Here is a 17,223-nt window from a genome sequence, read left to right as displayed (position 1 = left end):
CCAACCATCACATAACGAATAAAGTCCTTCAGGTTTTAAATAATCAAGTGATAACTCTTGATTTACCCCAGGGGATTTCGCGTTGCGCCATGGCTTTTTGCTGGTGATACCACAGGCAACTGCTGCTTGTACCCGCACAAGTTATTTTGTTAACAGCAAGCGACTTTGTCGTATCTTAATTACCACGCTATTTCATTCGCTTTTAGCCCAGCCAATTTTTCGCAACATTCGTTTTAAGGCCGCACTTTTGAGGGGTTTTGGTAAAAACAAAAGATCGGCTCTTTGTGCATTTTCACGCATGATATCGCTACGATCAGATGAATTAAGGATGCCAGGTACTTTATATTGCAGTTTTTTTCTAAGGTTTTCGGCAATATCTAATCCGGTCAACTGGTGATCTAAATGATAGTCTAACAGCATTAAATCTATGTGTTCATTTGCGTTTACTTTTTCAAGACCACTTAAGTTTTCTACGGTGATCACTTTTGCTTCCCAACTTTCCAATAATTGCACTACCGCTTCACGGGTTTGCGGATCGTTTTCGGCTAATAAAACGGTTCTAGCATGCAAAATCTCGGTTTTTGCTAATATAGCGTCGGCGGTTTTAACGGGATTTTTAAGGCGTTTTCCAAGGGGCAATGAAACTGAAAAGTTGCTGCCTTTACCAAGCTGCGATTGCAACTGAATAGGGTGGTTGAGTAATGACGATACCCGATCCACTATCGTCAGCCCTAATCCCAATCCTTGTTGGATATTAGTTTTATCTAACTGTCTAAACTCTTCAAAAATATGGTGTTGATCAGCCGTTGAAATACCTGGGCCAGTGTCTAGAACACAGACTTTAATATGTTGTTTGTTTCGGCGGCAGCCCATTACTATCTTTCCAGACTGTGTATAACGAATAGCGTTGGATAATAAGTTTTGAATTATGCGTTTTAGTAACTTTTTATCCGACACTACCACTGCGCTGCTAGGTACGTATATCAAGTTCAATTTTTTGCGCTGGGCGATGAGATTAAAGTCATTAAATAAAGGCGATAAAACATCATCAATGGGGAACTCTTGAATATGGGATTCAAGTACCCCTGACTCTAGCTTTGTCATGTCTAAAAGCAGTGAAAGTAGCTCTTCAGCGTTATTGATAGAGTCATTCAAAGATTGGCTTAATAGTTTTATTTCCGGTTCGTTTGATTTTTGCTGTATTAGTTCACCAAACAAACTGGCTGCATTGAAAGGTTGCATTAAGTCGTGTCCTGCAGCGGCTAAGAACTTCGTTTTACTTTCATTTGCTCTTTCGGCAAGCAGCTTGGCTTTGGTTAATGCTTGATTGGAATGTTTAAGTTCTTCAGTACGCAGATCCACGCGCCTTTCTAATTGCGATTTGGCTAGTTCTAATTGCTGTTGAATTTCCATATATTCTGTAATATCGCTGTAGGTGGTAACAAATCCACCGCCGGGCAGGGGGCCGCCATTGAGCTCAATTACCTGTCCGTTTGGTTGTTTTCGTACATATTTATAAATACTTCCTTGCTTGATATATTCAATACGTTTGTCTATTTCCTGTTGAGGGTTCTCGATACTACCAAATAGCCCTCGTTGGGCGTTAAATGCCAGAATTTTTCGCATGGAGATGCCGGCATGAATATATCCCTCAGGATAGTCAAACATTTCAATATAGCGTTGATTCCACGCGATTAATTTTAGTTCAGGATCAATTACACTAATGCCTTGTTGGATATGCTCAACACTGGATTGCAATATTTCGTGATTGAATTGAAAGGTTTGCGCGGCTTCTTCCATCCATTCCACTAACTCGGTTATTGGGACTTCGTCTTTTTCTGCGATGGCTGAGATTAATATTCGTGAACTTGCTCCGCCTATTTTAGCCGCCAACATACCTTCTACAGATTCAACAATACTCATGCTAGCAAAGCTGTTCAAATCGACTTCACCAAGTTTGCTTTTGAGGCCTTTAATTTCATCTTCATTAAGCACATTTTGTGTCAGTGCCAATAATTTTGAGAGCTTAATTGGATGTTTTTGAGGAAGGTTATTTTGGGGATGATTAGCTTGGTTGACAGGTTTAGTGGGAGAGCACCAGGCAATGATGCAAAAACATATTCCATTAGCGAGTAAACTGAATATAAATCCACGCCCCAACTCTAAATCTGTGGGAGTAGGATCAAAATAGTAGCTTGATGTAATACTGGGCCAAAGCAACCAATAAAACCAACCTGCTGAGCCCACGAGTAGGCCAATATAGGCGGCCAATTTATTGGATTTCTGCCAATATAGACCAAGGAGCATCATCGGAAAGGTTTGCGCCAATAAAGCCATGGCAATAATACCACTATTGACCAGTGGCGAGCCTGAGCTAACATCTTTGTGATAAAAATAGGAGACGGCTAATACCGAAGCTATGGTTAATCGTCGAATAAATAAAATGATGGAAGGACTTAAATTATTCTGGTTTTGGTTAATTAATTTAAATTTAACCCAAACAGGGGTAATCAGGTTATTGGAAATCATTATTCCGACCGCTAGCGTCGCCACCACCACCATGCTAGTTGCAGCGGCTAAGCCACCTACGAAGCTGACTAAGGTTGTTAGAGCACTATTTGCTTTTAAGGGCAGGGCAAGTGCATAGATGTCTGTGGAAACATCTTGTTTATCAAACAATATGTGACCAGCAAGGCCGATGGGAAGAACGAACAAGCCCATGCCCACCAAAAATAGTGGAAATAGCCACCTAGCCGTATTTAACTCAGTGTTCGATTTGTACTCCACGAAATTCACATGAAATTGCCGTGGTAAACAAAACATTGCACATATGCCTAAAAAAACGTGGCTTATGTATACCCACATTCCTGAGTTCGTCTGTAATACCTGTTGTGCTTTGGAGGATAACTGTGCTTTACCCATTAAATCGAATATGCCGTTGAATAATTCATAACAAACGAATATGCCAACAAAACTTAGGGCGATAAGCTTCAACGATGATGCAAACGCAACGGTGAGCATTAATCCGGGCTTTTTATCGGTTAAATCAAAAGAGCGAGCTCCAAGAAATATGGCTAATACAGCAAGTACTACGGCAACATAGAGCCCCATTCTAGTAGAGGACTCATTGGTTAACAAAGTTAAGCTATCTACGACTGAATCCAGTTGCAATGCGACATAAGGCACCACGCCAATAAAACATAACAATGACACTATGGCCGCCAGTAGGTTTGCACTGTTGTATTGCACTCCAATAAAATCGGCAAGAGAACTGATGTTATTTCGTTGGCATATCTCCGCCATTTTTTTCATTGCACCAAAGCCTAAAAGCATCACCAAAATAATGCCTAAATATGTAGGTACAAACGCCCAGCCGTATTGGGTAGCTTGGGTTGTGGTGCCGAAGAATGCCCATGACGAACAATGAACGCCTAAGGCTAAACTATAAATGATGGGGTGCTGTCGCCCTTGTCGTAAATATTTATCACCTAAATAACCTACTAGGAATAAAGCGATTAAATAAACAAATATGACAGTAGACATGGAAACAAGGGTAAACATGGAGTAATTCTTATCCTTCTGCAGCGGCTATTTGTTGAAATATCGTTATTTTTATTAGCCAAACTCACTATAAAACCCTTTGCTTTTAATTCCAATTGGAAATGTTTTTCCTATTTCATTAAAAAAACTGGGGTCTTTACCCTTGAAGCCGTTTAAACAAACCCCATTAATAACGCAACTCGAAAATAAACCGATTTAAGTTAAGTGAAAAAGGCGATGGAGTAAGGCATGAGCAAAGAGCAACAGCCAACAGATAATAATCAACAGGAACAACCTGAATTCAATCAAGCAGAACAAGCTGAAGTTGAACAAGCGGCTGAAAATGCCGGTGCCGGAGATTCCGATCAAACAATTGCAAAGTTACAAGAAGCGTTAGCAAAAGCTGAAGCAACAGTGAATGAGCAGAGAGATTCGGTTTTGCGTGCCAAAGCTGAAATGGAAAATGCTCGTCGTCGTGCAGAGGCTGAAGTGGAAAAAGCACGTAAGTTTGCTTTAGAACGTTTCGCAGGAGAGCTTTTGCCAGTGGCAGATAATCTGGAAAGAGCGATTCAATTAGCCGATCCTGATAATGAGTCTCTCAAACCTATGATAGAAGGTGTAGATATTACCCTTAAGTCATTTGTAAGCACAGTAGAAAAATTCGGATTGAAAGTGATTGACCCGCAAGGTGAACCCTTCAACCCAGAGTTGCATCAGGCAATGTCGATGCAAGAAAATGCAGAGTTATCGCCTAATACGGTGATGGCCGTCATGCAAAAAGGCTATGAAATTAATGGCAGGCTGTTACGTCCTGCAATGGTAATGGTTTCTAGAGCCCCTGAAGGTGGCGTAGACATCGAAGCATAAGCGTTTTTGTGGAGATTTTTTTACATTTAATGTTGAAAAAAATCAAAATAACCCCACAAATACTAAGACTTAGTTTTAATAATTTTTTATGGAGACACGCTAATGGGTAAGATCATTGGTATCGACTTAGGTACAACAAATTCATGTGTCGCAGTTTTAGAAGGCGACAAAGTTAAAATTTTAGAAAATGCAGAAGGTGATCGTACAACGCCATCTATTATTGCATACAGTAACGATGGTGAAACTTTAGTAGGGGCTCCAGCTAAACGCCAAGCTGTTACTAATCCACAAAACACCTTGTATGCTATCAAGCGTCTTATCGGTCGTCGTTGGGAAGATAAAGAAGTTCAACGTGACATCGACATTATGCCATTCTCCATCAGCAAAGCTGACAATGGTGACGCATGGGTAGAAGTGAAGGGTGAGAAATTGGCTCCGCCTCAAATCTCAGCTGAAGTACTGAAAAAAATGAAAAAAACAGCTGAAGACTACTTGGGTGAAAAAGTCACTGAAGCGGTTATCACAGTTCCTGCTTACTTTAATGACTCTCAACGTCAAGCGACTAAAGATGCCGGTAAAATTGCTGGTCTGGAAGTTAAACGTATCATCAATGAGCCAACTGCAGCTGCACTTGCATACGGTATGGACAAGAAAAAAGGTGATAATGTTGTTGCCGTTTATGACCTTGGTGGTGGTACTTTCGATATTTCAATCATTGAAATTGATGAAGTTGAAGGCGAGCACACCTTTGAAGTACTTGCGACTAATGGTGATACTCACCTAGGCGGTGAAGATTTTGATAACCGCGTAATCAATTACTTGGTTGACGAATTTAAGAAAGATCAAGGCGTAGATTTACGTAAAGATCCTCTAGCAATGCAGCGCCTTAAAGAAGCAGGTGAGAAAGCTAAAATTGAATTGTCTTCTGCACAACAAACTGAAGTCAATCTACCTTATATTACTGCTGATGCTTCTGGTCCTAAGCACCTTACAATCAAAGTAACTCGTGCTAAGTTAGAATCACTTGTTGAAGATATGGTTAAAGAAACTCTTGAGCCAGTGAAAAAAGCGCTAGCAGATGCAGACTTATCAGTAAGTGATGTTAACGACATTATCTTGGTTGGTGGTCAGACACGTATGCCATTGGTTCAAAAGTATGTAACTGAATTCTTCGGTCAAGAACCTCGTAAAGATGTTAACCCTGATGAAGCTGTTGCTGCAGGTGCGGCGATTCAAGGTGGTGTTTTAGCCGGTGACGTTACAGACGTATTGTTACTTGATGTTACACCTCTATCTCTTGGTATTGAAACCATGGGTGGTGTGATGACTGCACTGATTGAGAAAAACTCTACGATTCCTACTAAGAAATCTCAGACGTTTTCAACTGCTGAAGACAATCAATCTGCGGTAACCGTACACGTATTACAAGGTGAGCGTAAGCAAGCTTCGGGTAACAAATCTCTAGGTCAATTTAACCTAGAAGGTATCCGTCCAGCGCAACGTGGCGCACCTCAAATTGAAGTGACTTTCGATATTGATGCTGACGGTATTTTACATGTATCTGCTAAAGATAAAGATACAGGTAAAGAGCAGAAAATCACCATCCAAGCTTCTTCTGGTTTAAGTGAATCTGAAGTTGAGCAAATGGTAGCTGATGCAGAAGCGAATAAAGATGCGGATGCGAAATTTGAAGAAATGGTACAAACACGTAATCAGGCTGATGCCATGATCCACGGTACCAAAAAACAAATTGAAGAAGCCGGTGATGATTTGCCAGCTGAAGACAAAGCAACTATCGAAACTGCAATTGAAGCACTTGAAACAGCTGTGAAGAGCGAAGATAAAGCTGAAATTGAAGCTAAAACTCAAGAGTTGATTCAAGCTTCTGCTAAGTTGATGGAAATTGCTCAAGCTAAAGCTGCTGCTGATGGTGCTGCTGCGGGTGCAGAACAACCTCAAGCAGAATCTGCTGAAGGCGAAGACGATGTTGTTGACGCAGAGTTTGAAGAAGTTAAAGACGACAAAAAATAAGCGTCTTAAACCTGTCAATTGATAGGTGAAATATAAAAGCAGGCGCAGAAATAACCTTTCTGCGCCTTTTAAGTGTTATCCCCTTGTTACTTAATTTCGCGTTTAGGTAGCAAGGGGATAAGCCCGAATAAAAAGGGCATCTAACGTTGCTCAAGTTCAAACACAATAAGTTGTGTTTGTCATCAAAAAGGATAAACAAGCGATATGTCGAAGCGAGACTATTATGAAGTGCTTGGAGTTAGCAAAAGTGCTGACGAGCGCGAAATTAAAAAGGCATACAAACGCCTCGCCATGAAATATCACCCTGATAGAACTAAGGGTGATAAAGCCATGGAAGAAAAATTTAAAGAGGTGCAAGAAGCTCACGAAATCCTAACCGATTCGCAAAAGCGTGCGGCGTATGACCAATATGGTCACGCAGGCGTTGATCCTAACCGAGGCGGCGCTGGCTTTGGTGGTGGGGCTGATTTTGGCGATATTTTTGGCGATGTATTCGGCGATATATTTGGCGGTGGTCGTGGTGGACGTCAGTCACGTGCTCGTCAGGGCTCCGACTTACGTTATAATTTAGAACTAAGTCTAGAAGAGGCCGTGCGCGGTAAAAGTGTTGAGATAAAAGTCCCGACACTTGTCGCTTGTGAAGTTTGTGACGGTTCTGGTGCTAAAAAAGGCACTAAACCTACTACTTGTCCAACTTGTCATGGTAACGGTCAAGTACAAATGCGTCAGGGCTTTTTTGCAGTACAACAAACCTGTCCTACATGTAACGGTCGCGGTCAAATTATCTCAGATCCTTGTCGTGCATGTCATGGCCATGGCCGAACTGAAAAAACAAAAACCTTATCAGTCAAAGTACCCGCTGGTGTTGATACTGGCGATCGTATTCGTTTAACCGGTGAAGGTGAAGCTGGTGAAAGCGGGGCACCTCCAGGTGATTTGTATGTTCAAGTGCATGTGCGTGAACATAATATCTTTACCAGAGATAGCAATAATTTATATTGTGAAGTGCCATTAAGCTTTACGGTAGCTGCCTTAGGTGGGGACATTGAAGTGCCTACACTAGATGGCAAAGTTAAGCTGAAAATCACTCCAGAAACACAAACAGGTAAGCTTTTCCGTTTACGCGGTAAAGGGGTTAAATCCGTGCGAAGTGGCAGTGTTGGAGATTTAATGTGTCGAGTTGTGGTCGAAACGCCAGTTAACCTTAATAGCAAACAAAAAGAGTTATTGCAGGAATTGAATAACTCCATGGGCAAAGGTGATGAAGCGGCTAAATACCGTCCCAAAGAGAAAGGCTTTTTCGACGGTGTGAAGAAATTCTTCGATGACTTAACCAGTTAAATACAAAATTAATGGTATGATAAAGACGCTATATTTATGGCGTCTTTTTTTATACCTAAGATTTACGCTTTAATTTATGTAGTGGCTACTAATAGTAAGTAACTTTGTTTGAGCATTCAGGCTTAATTAAATGTTTCACTAATTTGTTGTTGATTTATAACGATATAACAATGTAAATTGCTTTTGTAAGTCGAATCTAAGTCTATGAATTCAATAAACTATCTATTTAATCGAGGTCAATATGAAAAACATTATCGCTCCTGCGATGTTAGGTATTACATTGTTAACTGCAAGCTTTGCTTCAGTAGCTGTTACAGCTGCTAAGTCTGAAAAACATGCAGGTGACGCAGTCGAGTACCGCCAAGCTATATTGCAATTAGTGAAAAGTAACGTTGGGATTATGGGCGCTATGGCAAAAGGTCAAGTCCCGTTAAGTGCCGAAACCTTAGAAAAAAATGCAACGCGCATAGAACAGTTATCTTTGATGATGAACGATTATTTTTCCGTTGATACAAGTAAGTTCAGTGTTGATACCGAAGCATTACCAGCGATTTGGAAAGATTACCCTGACTTCCAAACAAAAATTACTGCATTAACTGAAGCTGCAGCTAACCTAAAAATGGCGGCTGCAAGTGGAAATGAAGGTCAGTTAAAAGCAAATATTGGCGCAGTGTTTAAATCTTGTAAAGGTTGCCATGATTCTTACAAGGCCGAATAGCACCTTGTAAGAACTCATTTTCAATTAGAAATAGTAGTCCATTTCGGGTACAGGTGCTGCAATAGCAATTAACCAGTATAGAAAGGCTGCAATTATAATTGCAATAATCAGCGCTAATAATAATCTTGATGAGCCGATACTGCTTTGCGCAGCATCGGTTTTTTTACCTGTAATCATCGCTCCAACTAACGGTATTTTCCGACCGAATTGATACCAGGCAATGGCGACTATGTGTATGCCAGCAATGGCCAATATAAGGTTGAAAATTTGATGGTGTAAACCATCCAGCCACCCTTGAGTTTCACTGCTTACCGCAGACATATAAGGTCCTGATGCAAGCACATCGTCACTAGCAAATAACCCAGTAACAGCTTGAGCCCCAACAATTAAGATAACCGCTGGGACTATAAGGCCTCCCAAAGGATTGTGACCGGTGAAGTGTGGGTTTTTGGCTTGCAAAAAAGATCTTAAATATTGCCAGATAGCTTTAGGAGGATATAAAAAGTTACTGAATCTGGCATATTTGGGGCCTACTAATCCCCAAATTAATCTGAAGATTATTAAACCTAAGATGAAGTAACCAATATAAAAGTGATAATCCATATATTCACTACCTAATTCGGCTGTTATCCATTGGGATACTAACGCCAGCACTAATAGCCAGTGAAAAAGCCTAAGGGGCAAATCCCAGATTAATTTCTTCTGCATTTTGATTTTTCTCCAAAGAGGTCAGAATATAGTCAAGTTAATTAAGATCGTTCTATATTTATTATTACGCCTTACTGTTTACATCCAAGAACGATTTAGTTCGGATACAGTAAACAAAGAGCTACCTAAAAGTCTTTTTCCATCAAGCTGATTAATAAAAGGAATAGTTAAGGCACCTGAGGCCATAACGATACTTATGGTAGCTAAATTGTGCCTTCTCATCATACGACTTTGTATGAATTGGGTTTGTTGTACTTTATATTTTGGAAAGCTGTAAAAATCCACACCGAATAATCCTTTTCTAATATAAATATACTCTTCATCATCGGCATAACCCCAACGTTTCCATCGACAATATATCAAAAATATTATCAACCCACTTACAAGCTGTGTGAGTAAAATACCGAAAATGCCTGAATTTGAAAAAGTGATTGCGCTTACAAGCAGATTAAAAGGGATTAACCACAAAACTTGACGCAAAATGAATCTTTTACTGATGCTGTGGAAGCCAGTTTCATAGAGTTTATTATTCGGTAAGGCATCTTTGACTATGCTTTCTGCTTCTTGTTGAGTAACAGAGGGAACTAATATTTTATTTGTGTCTGCTTGCAATTCGTTACTATTTTGACCTCCACTGCTATTTTGTTTTAGTTCTAAATTGATTCTGCCAAGTAGTACATCTAACCAATCTTGTTTTAGGGCAATCACTTGTAGTCGCGAACGTTTCATACTGACTTCTTGCTTGGTTAGTAGACCACTGCGCCGAATATATCGGTCTGTGGTTTTCGCCAATTTATAGTCGTAAAACAGAACGATAGAGCCCAGTACGGATAATAAGGTAACAGAGAATGTAGCCAGTAGTATTAACGATAAAAAAGCTAATCCTAGTTGCCAGACTGCCTGTGACTGTATGTCAAAAAAGTGTTGATAATCAAAGCCTAACTGCTGTGCTATAGATGCTAAATAACCGGCAACATCATCATAAAAAGGCGCTAGAGCACCAATAATAATCCATACTCTATTGTTGGTTATACCGTGCAATATTAGATCTTTGACAGAACGTTGATTAAGTATTTCTTCATTCTCATTATTTAGTGGCGATTGCTCGTGGGTAGCTTGTTGGTTTGCTATTTTCCCTTGTGAACTATCATTTTCAGTTTGAACTTTGTTTAGAATGGATTTTTTTAATTTTTCGGCAAAATCTACAGGTAAAGCGACGATTTTAGCTTCTTGTTTTGTCGAACCTGCAGTATCGAGTTGCAAACAACAGGTATCAGTAAGTCGATAATATAGTGGAATTTCAATAGTTACGTTTTGAATTCGAGCAAAAGGTAAATCAACATGTGTTTTAGAAAAAACACCAGATCGAATTTCTACTGTCTCATTAATCAGTCGGAATGAATAAAAAGCATATTGAAGCCACGAAGAAATACCAATTAAACATAAAACACCCACTACGATAGGGAGCCAAATTTGTGGGTTCTCTTGCACAGTGGAATAGCTTATAGCTACAGCTGGAAGCAAATAAATAGCATTATTGGCGGCTACTTTAATCCCACTTGCAATAAAATATAGCACTGCTATGGGCGATAGTTTCTGCCATTTTTCCGGATTAGACGCGGCGTTAATATGGTCGTTATCCATTAGTGCGAACACCTTTATGGTCTAAGATAAACTGCCTGATTTTCTGTGCATCATGCAAACTCAGGCCTGGAATTGCAAAGGTATGAATAGAGCCGCCAGCACTAAAAACCTGTAATGATGCTAACTTGAAAGCACGCTCAATGGGCCCTCGTTTTAATTCAACGTGTTGTATTCGTAATATTGGCTGGCTATAAATTCTGCGGAATATTACACCGCAAGCAAAATGCAAATTGGTTTCTGTTAAACAATATTGTTTACATGGAATTGCAATATATAAATAGAGGCTAATTAGCATCGAAATAAAAAGTACTACGCCAATAGCCAGCGGGTAGGCTGTTAAAAGATCTGTTGGGAGTGCAATAAATGGTTGCCATCGCGTTAACGTCATAATGAGCATGAACATTATCGAAAACATCCAAATAGTGGAAATGGCCATGGGGCGATAGCGAATATTAAGAGGTTTAAAATCAATTTCTAATGGATCAGGTAGGGCAGATGTTTCTAATATTTGATAAGTCACAATAGTTGGGCAACATTAATTTAGTTTACCTTAATGTAGCGGAATCAGATTTTGAATCAATATATATAAGGTTACAAAATCATAATGGCTTAAAAAATTACTCATCAAATGATTCAATCAAATATAACTTATCGCGTTTTTACTGCTGCAAATTAGTGGTTTATATTGCACAATAATCGAAAATATTGATTAGGTGAGATGAGTAGAAAATGACAGGAATTGGTATTCTAGGCGCCAATGGTCGAATGGGACGAGTATTAATAGATGCAGCCCATTTAGACGCTAACGTAACGTTGGTTGCAGCTTCAGTGCGTGAAGGCTCTAACTGGATAGGAATGGATGCTGGAGAATTAGCGGGTATTGGCAAACAAAATGTGGAAATTACTTCTAGCTTAGAGCATAACGCTGCTGAAATAGATGTCGTTATTGATTTTACGCTGCCTGATGTACTTGAACAAAACTTAGCTTGGTGCGTAAAAAATAATAAGGCAATCGTTATTGGTACCACTGGTCTTAACGACAAACAAAAAGAAATGTTAAGGCTTGCTTCAACTAAAATTCCGATTGTTTTTGCTGCGAACTACAGTGTTGGGGTTAACCTTATGCTGAATTTGGTTCGTCAAGCCGCCAAAACAATGGGGGATTCAGCAGATATTGAAATTCTTGAAGCCCATCACCGCTTTAAGAAGGACGCTCCTTCAGGCACAGCTATGGCCATAGGGGAAGCTATCGCCGATGAAATTGGCCGTGATTTAAACCAATGTGCCGTTTACGGCAGAGAGGGCGATACTGGGGAGCGTAAGCATGAAACTATTGGCTTTGCTACAGTAAGAGCCGGCGATGTGGTGGGTGAACACACTGCATTATTTGCCGATATAGGTGAGCGTTTAGAGATTACTCATAAGGCATCGAGCAGATTAACGTTTGCTAAAGGAGCGATAACCGCTGCTAAGTGGCTAATAGGCAAACCTAGTGGTTTGTATTCAATGCAGGATGTGTTGGGATTTAATTAATCTAAGCTTAATTAGGGAGAAGGTCAGATAAAAAAACTATTACTTCTGCCTCTCACCTAATTTAACGTTTTAATGATTAACCCCTGAATTTTGAGTCAAATGCTCATTTTAGTAATTTTTCTACAATCTAATGGATCAAATAAAACCATTAGTGTATGATCTCGGGAATTTGCCAAATTTTCGGATTCGAGATGCTAAATCTCCCGAAAATACTAGCGGCGATGAAGTAAACGGGATGTAAATTAATAATTTCAACTCGTTTTTTATAGGGTTTTGGTGCTTAGCTTGCAAAAAAACCTTGGGTTGTCCTTAATTAGGAGGTTGACTTGGCTATTTCTGCCCTTTTGGTGTTAGAAGACGGTTCTGTTTTCAAAGGCACATCTATTGGAGCTTCTGGTGTTTCTGTCGGTGAAGTGGTATTTAATACATCGATGACAGGTTATCAGGAGATTTTAACTGACCCTTCATATGCTGAACAAATTATTACCTTAACTTATCCCCATATAGGTAATACAGGTACTAATGAAGAAGATGTTGAATCCACAAAAATTTGGGCTAAAGGCCTAATTATTCGAGACCTTCCTTTATTAGCTAGTAACTTCCGTAATCAATCTTCTCTTTCTGACTATTTGAAACATAACAATATTCTAGGTATTGCTGATATTGATACCCGCAGATTGACACGAATTTTACGTGATAAAGGTGCGTTAAAAGGATGCATTGTTACTGTTGATGAATTTAATCAGGATGATGTTTCCGAAGCCTTAACCGCGGCTAAAGCATTTCCCGGCTTGAAAGGCATGGATCTGGCTAAAGTTGTCACCACTGACAAAGCATATCCTTGGCAAGACGGAGTGTGGTCGTTAGAAACTGGTTATGCCAAGAATGTAGAAGATTGTAAGTTTCACGTAGTTGCTTATGATTTTGGTGCCAAACATAATATTTTACGTATGTTAGTCGACAGAAGTTGCCGATTAACAGTGGTCCCTGCTACTACTCCTGCTGAAGAAGTGCTAGCCATGGAGCCTGATGGAATATTTTTATCTAATGGACCTGGTGATCCTGAACCTTGCGATTATGCAATTGCGGCCATTAAACGTTTCTTAGAAACTGAAATTCCAATTTTTGGTATTTGCTTAGGCCACCAATTATTAGCACTAGCTAGCGGTGCGAAAACACAAAAAATGAAGTTTGGACATCACGGTGCTAATCACCCTGTTAAAGATTTAAAAGGTGATGTAGTGATGATAACCAGCCAAAACCATGGTTTTGCTGTTGATGAGTCATCTTTGCCTGATAATTTAGAGGTAACACACGTATCTTTGTTTGATAAGTCGTTACAGGGCATACGCAGAAATGATAAACCGGCATTTAGTTTTCAAGGTCACCCTGAAGCAAGCCCTGGTCCTCATGATGCTGCTCCTTTGTTTGACCATTTTATTGAGCTGATAGAAAAATCAAAATCAGCAACTACTTCAACTTCAGCTTGATACTTAGAGAAAGAATACTATGCCAAAACGTACTGATTTAAAAAGCATTCTGATTCTGGGCGCAGGTCCAATCGTGATCGGACAAGCTTGCGAATTTGATTATTCAGGGGCTCAAGCCTGTAAAGCTCTGCGTGAAGAGGGCTATCGGGTTATTTTGGTTAATTCCAATCCGGCCACTATCATGACCGATCCGGAAATGGCTGATGCTACCTACATAGAGCCAATCCACTGGGAAGTGGTTAAACGCATCATTGAAAAAGAACGTCCTGACGCAATTTTGCCCACCATGGGTGGTCAAACCGCATTGAATTGTGCCCTTGATCTAAACAAACATGGTGTTTTAGACGAGTTCTCAGTAGAAATGATTGGTGCAACTGCCGATGCTATCGACAAAGCAGAAGATCGTGAGCGTTTCGACAAGGCAATGAAATCAATTGGCTTGGCATGCCCTAGAGCTGAAATCGCGCATACTATCGAACAAGCACATGACGTACTAAGCCGTATTGGCTTTCCTTGCATCATAAGACCTTCTTTTACCATGGGCGGTTCCGGTGGTGGTATTGCGTATAACGTTGATGAATTTGATGAAATTTGTCGTCGCGGATTAGACCTCTCACCAACCAGTGAATTATTGATTGATGAATCGTTAATTGGTTGGAAAGAGTATGAAATGGAAGTGGTACGAGACAAAAGCGATAATTGTATTATTGTTTGTACCATTGAAAACTTCGACCCTATGGGCGTGCACACCGGCGACTCTATTACGGTTGCGCCAGCGCAAACCCTTACGGATAAAGAATTTCAAATCATGCGTAATGCAGCAATGGCAGTATTACGTGAGATTGGTGTTGAAACCGGCGGTTCGAATGTACAATTTGGTGTAGACCCGAAAACTGGTCGTATGGTCATTATTGAAATGAACCCTAGGGTGTCTCGCTCTTCCGCTCTGGCTTCAAAAGCGACGGGGTTCCCGATTGCTAAAGTCGCGGCTAAATTGGCGGTTGGTTACACCTTGGATGAACTTGCCAATGACATTACCGGTGGATTAACTCCAGCATCTTTTGAGCCAGCTATAGATTACGTTGTTACCAAAATACCTCGTTTTAATTTCGAAAAATTCGCGGGTGCTAATGACCGTCTAACCACACAGATGAAGTCTGTGGGTGAAGTTATGGCTATCGGCCGTAATCTGCAAGAGTCTTTGCAAAAAGCACTACGTGGCTTAGAAGTTGGTGTTAACGGCCTAAACCCAATTATCGATATTGACGATCCTGAAAGCGAAGACACTATAATTCGTGAGCTCAGAGAACCAGGCGCAGAACGTATTTGGTATATTGCTGATGCTATGCGAATGGGGATGTCAGTAGAGCAAGTATTCGCGTTGACCAACATTGATCGTTGGTACTTGGTACAGATTGAGGACCTTATTAACCTCGAAAAACAAGTAGCAGAGATTGGTTTAACGGGTATCGATCTAGATATGATGCGTATCCTTAAACGTAAAGGTTTTGCAGATTCTCGTTTAGCAGAATTAACTAATGTTGCTGAAAGTGACGTTCGTGAAGTCAGACACTCCATGGAAATCATGCCTGTCTATAAACGTGTTGATACCTGTGCTGCAGAGTTTTCAACTAGCACGGCGTATATGTATTCCACCTATGACGAAGAGTGCGAAGCAAACCCATCTGATAAAGATAAGATTATGGTTATAGGTGGCGGGCCTAACCGCATTGGTCAAGGTATAGAATTTGATTACTGTTGTGTTCATGCCGCACTAGCGATGCGTGAAGATGGTTATGAAACTATCATGGTCAACTGTAACCCTGAAACGGTTTCAACGGATTACGATACCTCTGACCGACTATATTTCGAGTCCGTTACACTAGAAGATGTGCTTGAAATTGTACGTATCGAAAAGCCGAAGGGCGTAATTGTGCAGTATGGTGGACAAACTCCACTGAAACTCGCTCGTGACTTAGAAGCTGCTGGTGTGCCAATTATTGGTACTTCGCCTGATGCTATCGATAGAGCCGAAGATCGTGAACGTTTCCAGCATATGGTGAATAAATTAAACCTGAAACAACCTGCCAATTGCACTGTTAGCAATATGGAGCAAGCGTTGGCCGAAGCTGAAAAAATTGGGTTTCCATTAGTTGTGCGTCCATCCTATGTATTAGGTGGCCGAGCAATGGAAATTGTTTACGACTTAAAAGATTTAAAACGTTATTTGAATGAAGCTGTAAAGGTTTCCAATGACTCTCCGGTGTTATTAGATCGATTCCTTGATGATGCCATTGAAGTTGACATTGACGCCATGTGCGATGGTGAAAACGTGGTCATCGGCGGCATTATGGAGCATATTGAACAAGCGGGTGTTCACTCCGGTGATTCGGCTTGTTCTTTACCTCCTTACTCATTGAGTCAAGAAATTCAAGACGTTATGCGCAAGCAAGTTAAAGACATGGCACTAGAGCTAGGTGTTGTGGGTTTGATGAATACTCAGTTTGCTGTGAAAAATGGTGAAGTGTACTTAATCGAAGTGAACCCTAGGGCTGCTCGTACTGTTCCATTTGTGTCTAAAGCAACAGGAATGGCGTTAGCAAAAATTGGTGCTAGAGCAATGGTGGGTCAATCTCTACCTTCACAGGGTGTAAATGAGGAAATTATTCCGCCGTTTTACTCAGTGAAAGAAGTGGTACTGCCATTTGCTAAGTTCCAAGGGGTAGATCCACTATTAGGTCCTGAAATGCGCTCAACCGGTGAAGTTATGGGCGTAGGTGATACCTTTGAAGAAGCTTATGCTAAAGCAAACTTGGGGGCGGGTGCACCAATTCCGCAAAAAGGTAAGGCGCTTATTTCAGTTCGTCATAATGATAAAAAGCGTGTTGTCGAACTTGCTCGGAAAATGATTGAGAAAGGCTTTAGCTTAGAAGCTACTTCCGGTACTGCCCAACAGCTAAACGATGTGGGGATTGCCTGTAGTGTCGTCAATAAACTAACAGAAGGTAGACCTAACATTGTTGATGCCATTAAAAATGGTGAATATTGTTATATTGTGAACACTACTGAGGGACGTAAAGCGATTAATGACTCTGTGTATATTCGTCGTGAAGCATTGCTCAATAAAATCACTTATACCACAACGTTAAATGCTGCATTTGCCACAGTGAACGCACAAACTGCTGATGATCGAGCGAAAGTCAACTCGGTGCAATCTTTACACCAGAGAGTTAACGAACGCTAAACTTGTGGTAAACTAAGTTTACTTTCTAGATATAAAAGTGCGCATTCACTGCGCACTTTTTAATTAACCTCAATATAAACAAAAGCACAAATAAGTGAGCGTTGATC

Annotated in this window: 11 protein-coding genes; 7 read left to right on the top strand and 4 right to left on the bottom strand. The window is 40.5% G+C overall.

Annotation, left to right across the window (positions count from 1 at the left end; all coding sequences use genetic code 11):
- Positions 1-192: 192 nt before the first annotated feature.
- Entirely contained in the window at positions 193-3,561 is a 3,369-nt protein-coding gene (locus tag AB6T38_RS15450; RefSeq protein WP_372548158.1) for a PAS-domain containing protein, read from the bottom strand.
- 228 nt (positions 3,562-3,789) lie between these two features.
- Here AB6T38_RS15450 and grpE point away from each other — a divergent pair, with 228 nt between their 5' ends.
- From grpE to AB6T38_RS15430, 4 genes are all read left to right on the top strand, one after another.
- A complete protein-coding gene (gene grpE, locus AB6T38_RS15445) occupies positions 3,790-4,407 on the top strand; it encodes a nucleotide exchange factor GrpE (protein WP_372548157.1) in 618 nt (205 codons plus the stop codon).
- 102 nt (positions 4,408-4,509) lie between these two features.
- Positions 4,510-6,438 (top strand): molecular chaperone DnaK, encoded by a 1,929-nt coding sequence (gene dnaK, locus AB6T38_RS15440; protein WP_372548156.1) that lies wholly within the window; start codon positions 4,510-4,512, stop codon positions 6,436-6,438.
- Between the two features lie 204 nt (positions 6,439-6,642).
- On the top strand, positions 6,643-7,779 hold the full coding sequence (gene dnaJ, locus AB6T38_RS15435) for a molecular chaperone DnaJ (protein ID WP_372548155.1): 1,137 nt from the start codon (positions 6,643-6,645) through the stop codon (positions 7,777-7,779).
- A 241-nt stretch (positions 7,780-8,020) separates the two neighbouring features.
- A complete protein-coding gene (locus AB6T38_RS15430) occupies positions 8,021-8,497 on the top strand; it encodes a cytochrome c (protein ID WP_372548154.1) in 477 nt (158 codons plus the stop codon).
- A 24-nt stretch (positions 8,498-8,521) separates the two neighbouring features.
- Here AB6T38_RS15430 and AB6T38_RS15425 read toward each other — a convergent pair whose 3' ends face one another.
- The 3 genes from AB6T38_RS15425 to AB6T38_RS15415 form a co-directional block, all read right to left on the bottom strand.
- Positions 8,522-9,205, bottom strand: coding sequence for a cytochrome b/b6 domain-containing protein (locus AB6T38_RS15425; protein ID WP_372548153.1), 684 nt, complete (start codon positions 9,203-9,205; stop codon positions 8,522-8,524).
- 78 nt (positions 9,206-9,283) lie between these two features.
- Positions 9,284-10,849, bottom strand: a complete 1,566-nt coding sequence (locus AB6T38_RS15420; RefSeq protein WP_372548151.1) for a PH domain-containing protein — start codon at positions 10,847-10,849, stop codon at positions 9,284-9,286.
- On the bottom strand, positions 10,842-11,369 hold the full coding sequence (locus AB6T38_RS15415; RefSeq protein ID WP_372548150.1) for a PH domain-containing protein: 528 nt from the start codon (positions 11,367-11,369) through the stop codon (positions 10,842-10,844). Before AB6T38_RS15415 ends, AB6T38_RS15420 begins: the two co-directional genes overlap by 8 nt.
- A 209-nt stretch (positions 11,370-11,578) precedes the next feature.
- Here AB6T38_RS15415 and dapB point away from each other — a divergent pair, with 209 nt between their 5' ends.
- The 3 genes from dapB to carB all read left to right on the top strand — a co-directional run bounded on the left by dapB (position 11,579) and on the right by carB (position 17,116).
- Positions 11,579-12,382 (top strand): 4-hydroxy-tetrahydrodipicolinate reductase, encoded by an 804-nt coding sequence (gene dapB, locus AB6T38_RS15410; RefSeq protein ID WP_372548149.1) that lies wholly within the window; start codon positions 11,579-11,581, stop codon positions 12,380-12,382.
- A gap of 326 nt (positions 12,383-12,708) precedes the next feature.
- Positions 12,709-13,872: a glutamine-hydrolyzing carbamoyl-phosphate synthase small subunit gene (gene carA / locus AB6T38_RS15405; protein ID WP_372548148.1), complete on the top strand. Its 1,164-nt coding sequence runs from the start codon at positions 12,709-12,711 to the stop codon at positions 13,870-13,872.
- A 19-nt stretch (positions 13,873-13,891) separates the two neighbouring features.
- Positions 13,892-17,116 (top strand): carbamoyl-phosphate synthase large subunit, encoded by a 3,225-nt coding sequence (carB, locus tag AB6T38_RS15400; protein WP_372548147.1) that lies wholly within the window; start codon positions 13,892-13,894, stop codon positions 17,114-17,116.
- Positions 17,117-17,223 lie beyond the last annotated feature (107 nt).

Source organism: Aliiglaciecola sp. SL4 (assembly GCF_041538045.1).
In the GTDB taxonomy this organism is placed as follows: Bacteria; Pseudomonadota; Gammaproteobacteria; order Enterobacterales; family Alteromonadaceae; genus Aliiglaciecola.
The sequence above is the reverse complement of the archived record's forward strand: the minus strand, read 5'-3'. Positions and strand labels throughout refer to the sequence as shown.

Bases quoted from the DNA above. Each gene is read 5' to 3' on its own strand.
- AB6T38_RS15450 (WP_372548158.1), bottom strand. From the start codon at position 3,561: ATGTTTACCCTTGTTTCCATGTCTACTGTCATATTTGTTTATTTAATC.
- grpE (WP_372548157.1), top strand. From the start codon at position 3,790: ATGAGCAAAGAGCAACAGCCAACAGATAATAATCAACAGGAACAACCT.
- dnaK (WP_372548156.1), top strand. From the start codon at position 4,510: ATGGGTAAGATCATTGGTATCGACTTAGGTACAACAAATTCATGTGTC.
- dnaJ (WP_372548155.1), top strand. From the start codon at position 6,643: ATGTCGAAGCGAGACTATTATGAAGTGCTTGGAGTTAGCAAAAGTGCT.
- AB6T38_RS15430 (WP_372548154.1), top strand. From the start codon at position 8,021: ATGAAAAACATTATCGCTCCTGCGATGTTAGGTATTACATTGTTAACT.
- AB6T38_RS15425 (WP_372548153.1), bottom strand. From the start codon at position 9,205: ATGCAGAAGAAATTAATCTGGGATTTGCCCCTTAGGCTTTTTCACTGG.
- AB6T38_RS15420 (WP_372548151.1), bottom strand. From the start codon at position 10,849: ATGGATAACGACCATATTAACGCCGCGTCTAATCCGGAAAAATGGCAG.
- dapB (WP_372548149.1), top strand. From the start codon at position 11,579: ATGACAGGAATTGGTATTCTAGGCGCCAATGGTCGAATGGGACGAGTA.
- carB (WP_372548147.1), top strand. From the start codon at position 13,892: ATGCCAAAACGTACTGATTTAAAAAGCATTCTGATTCTGGGCGCAGGT.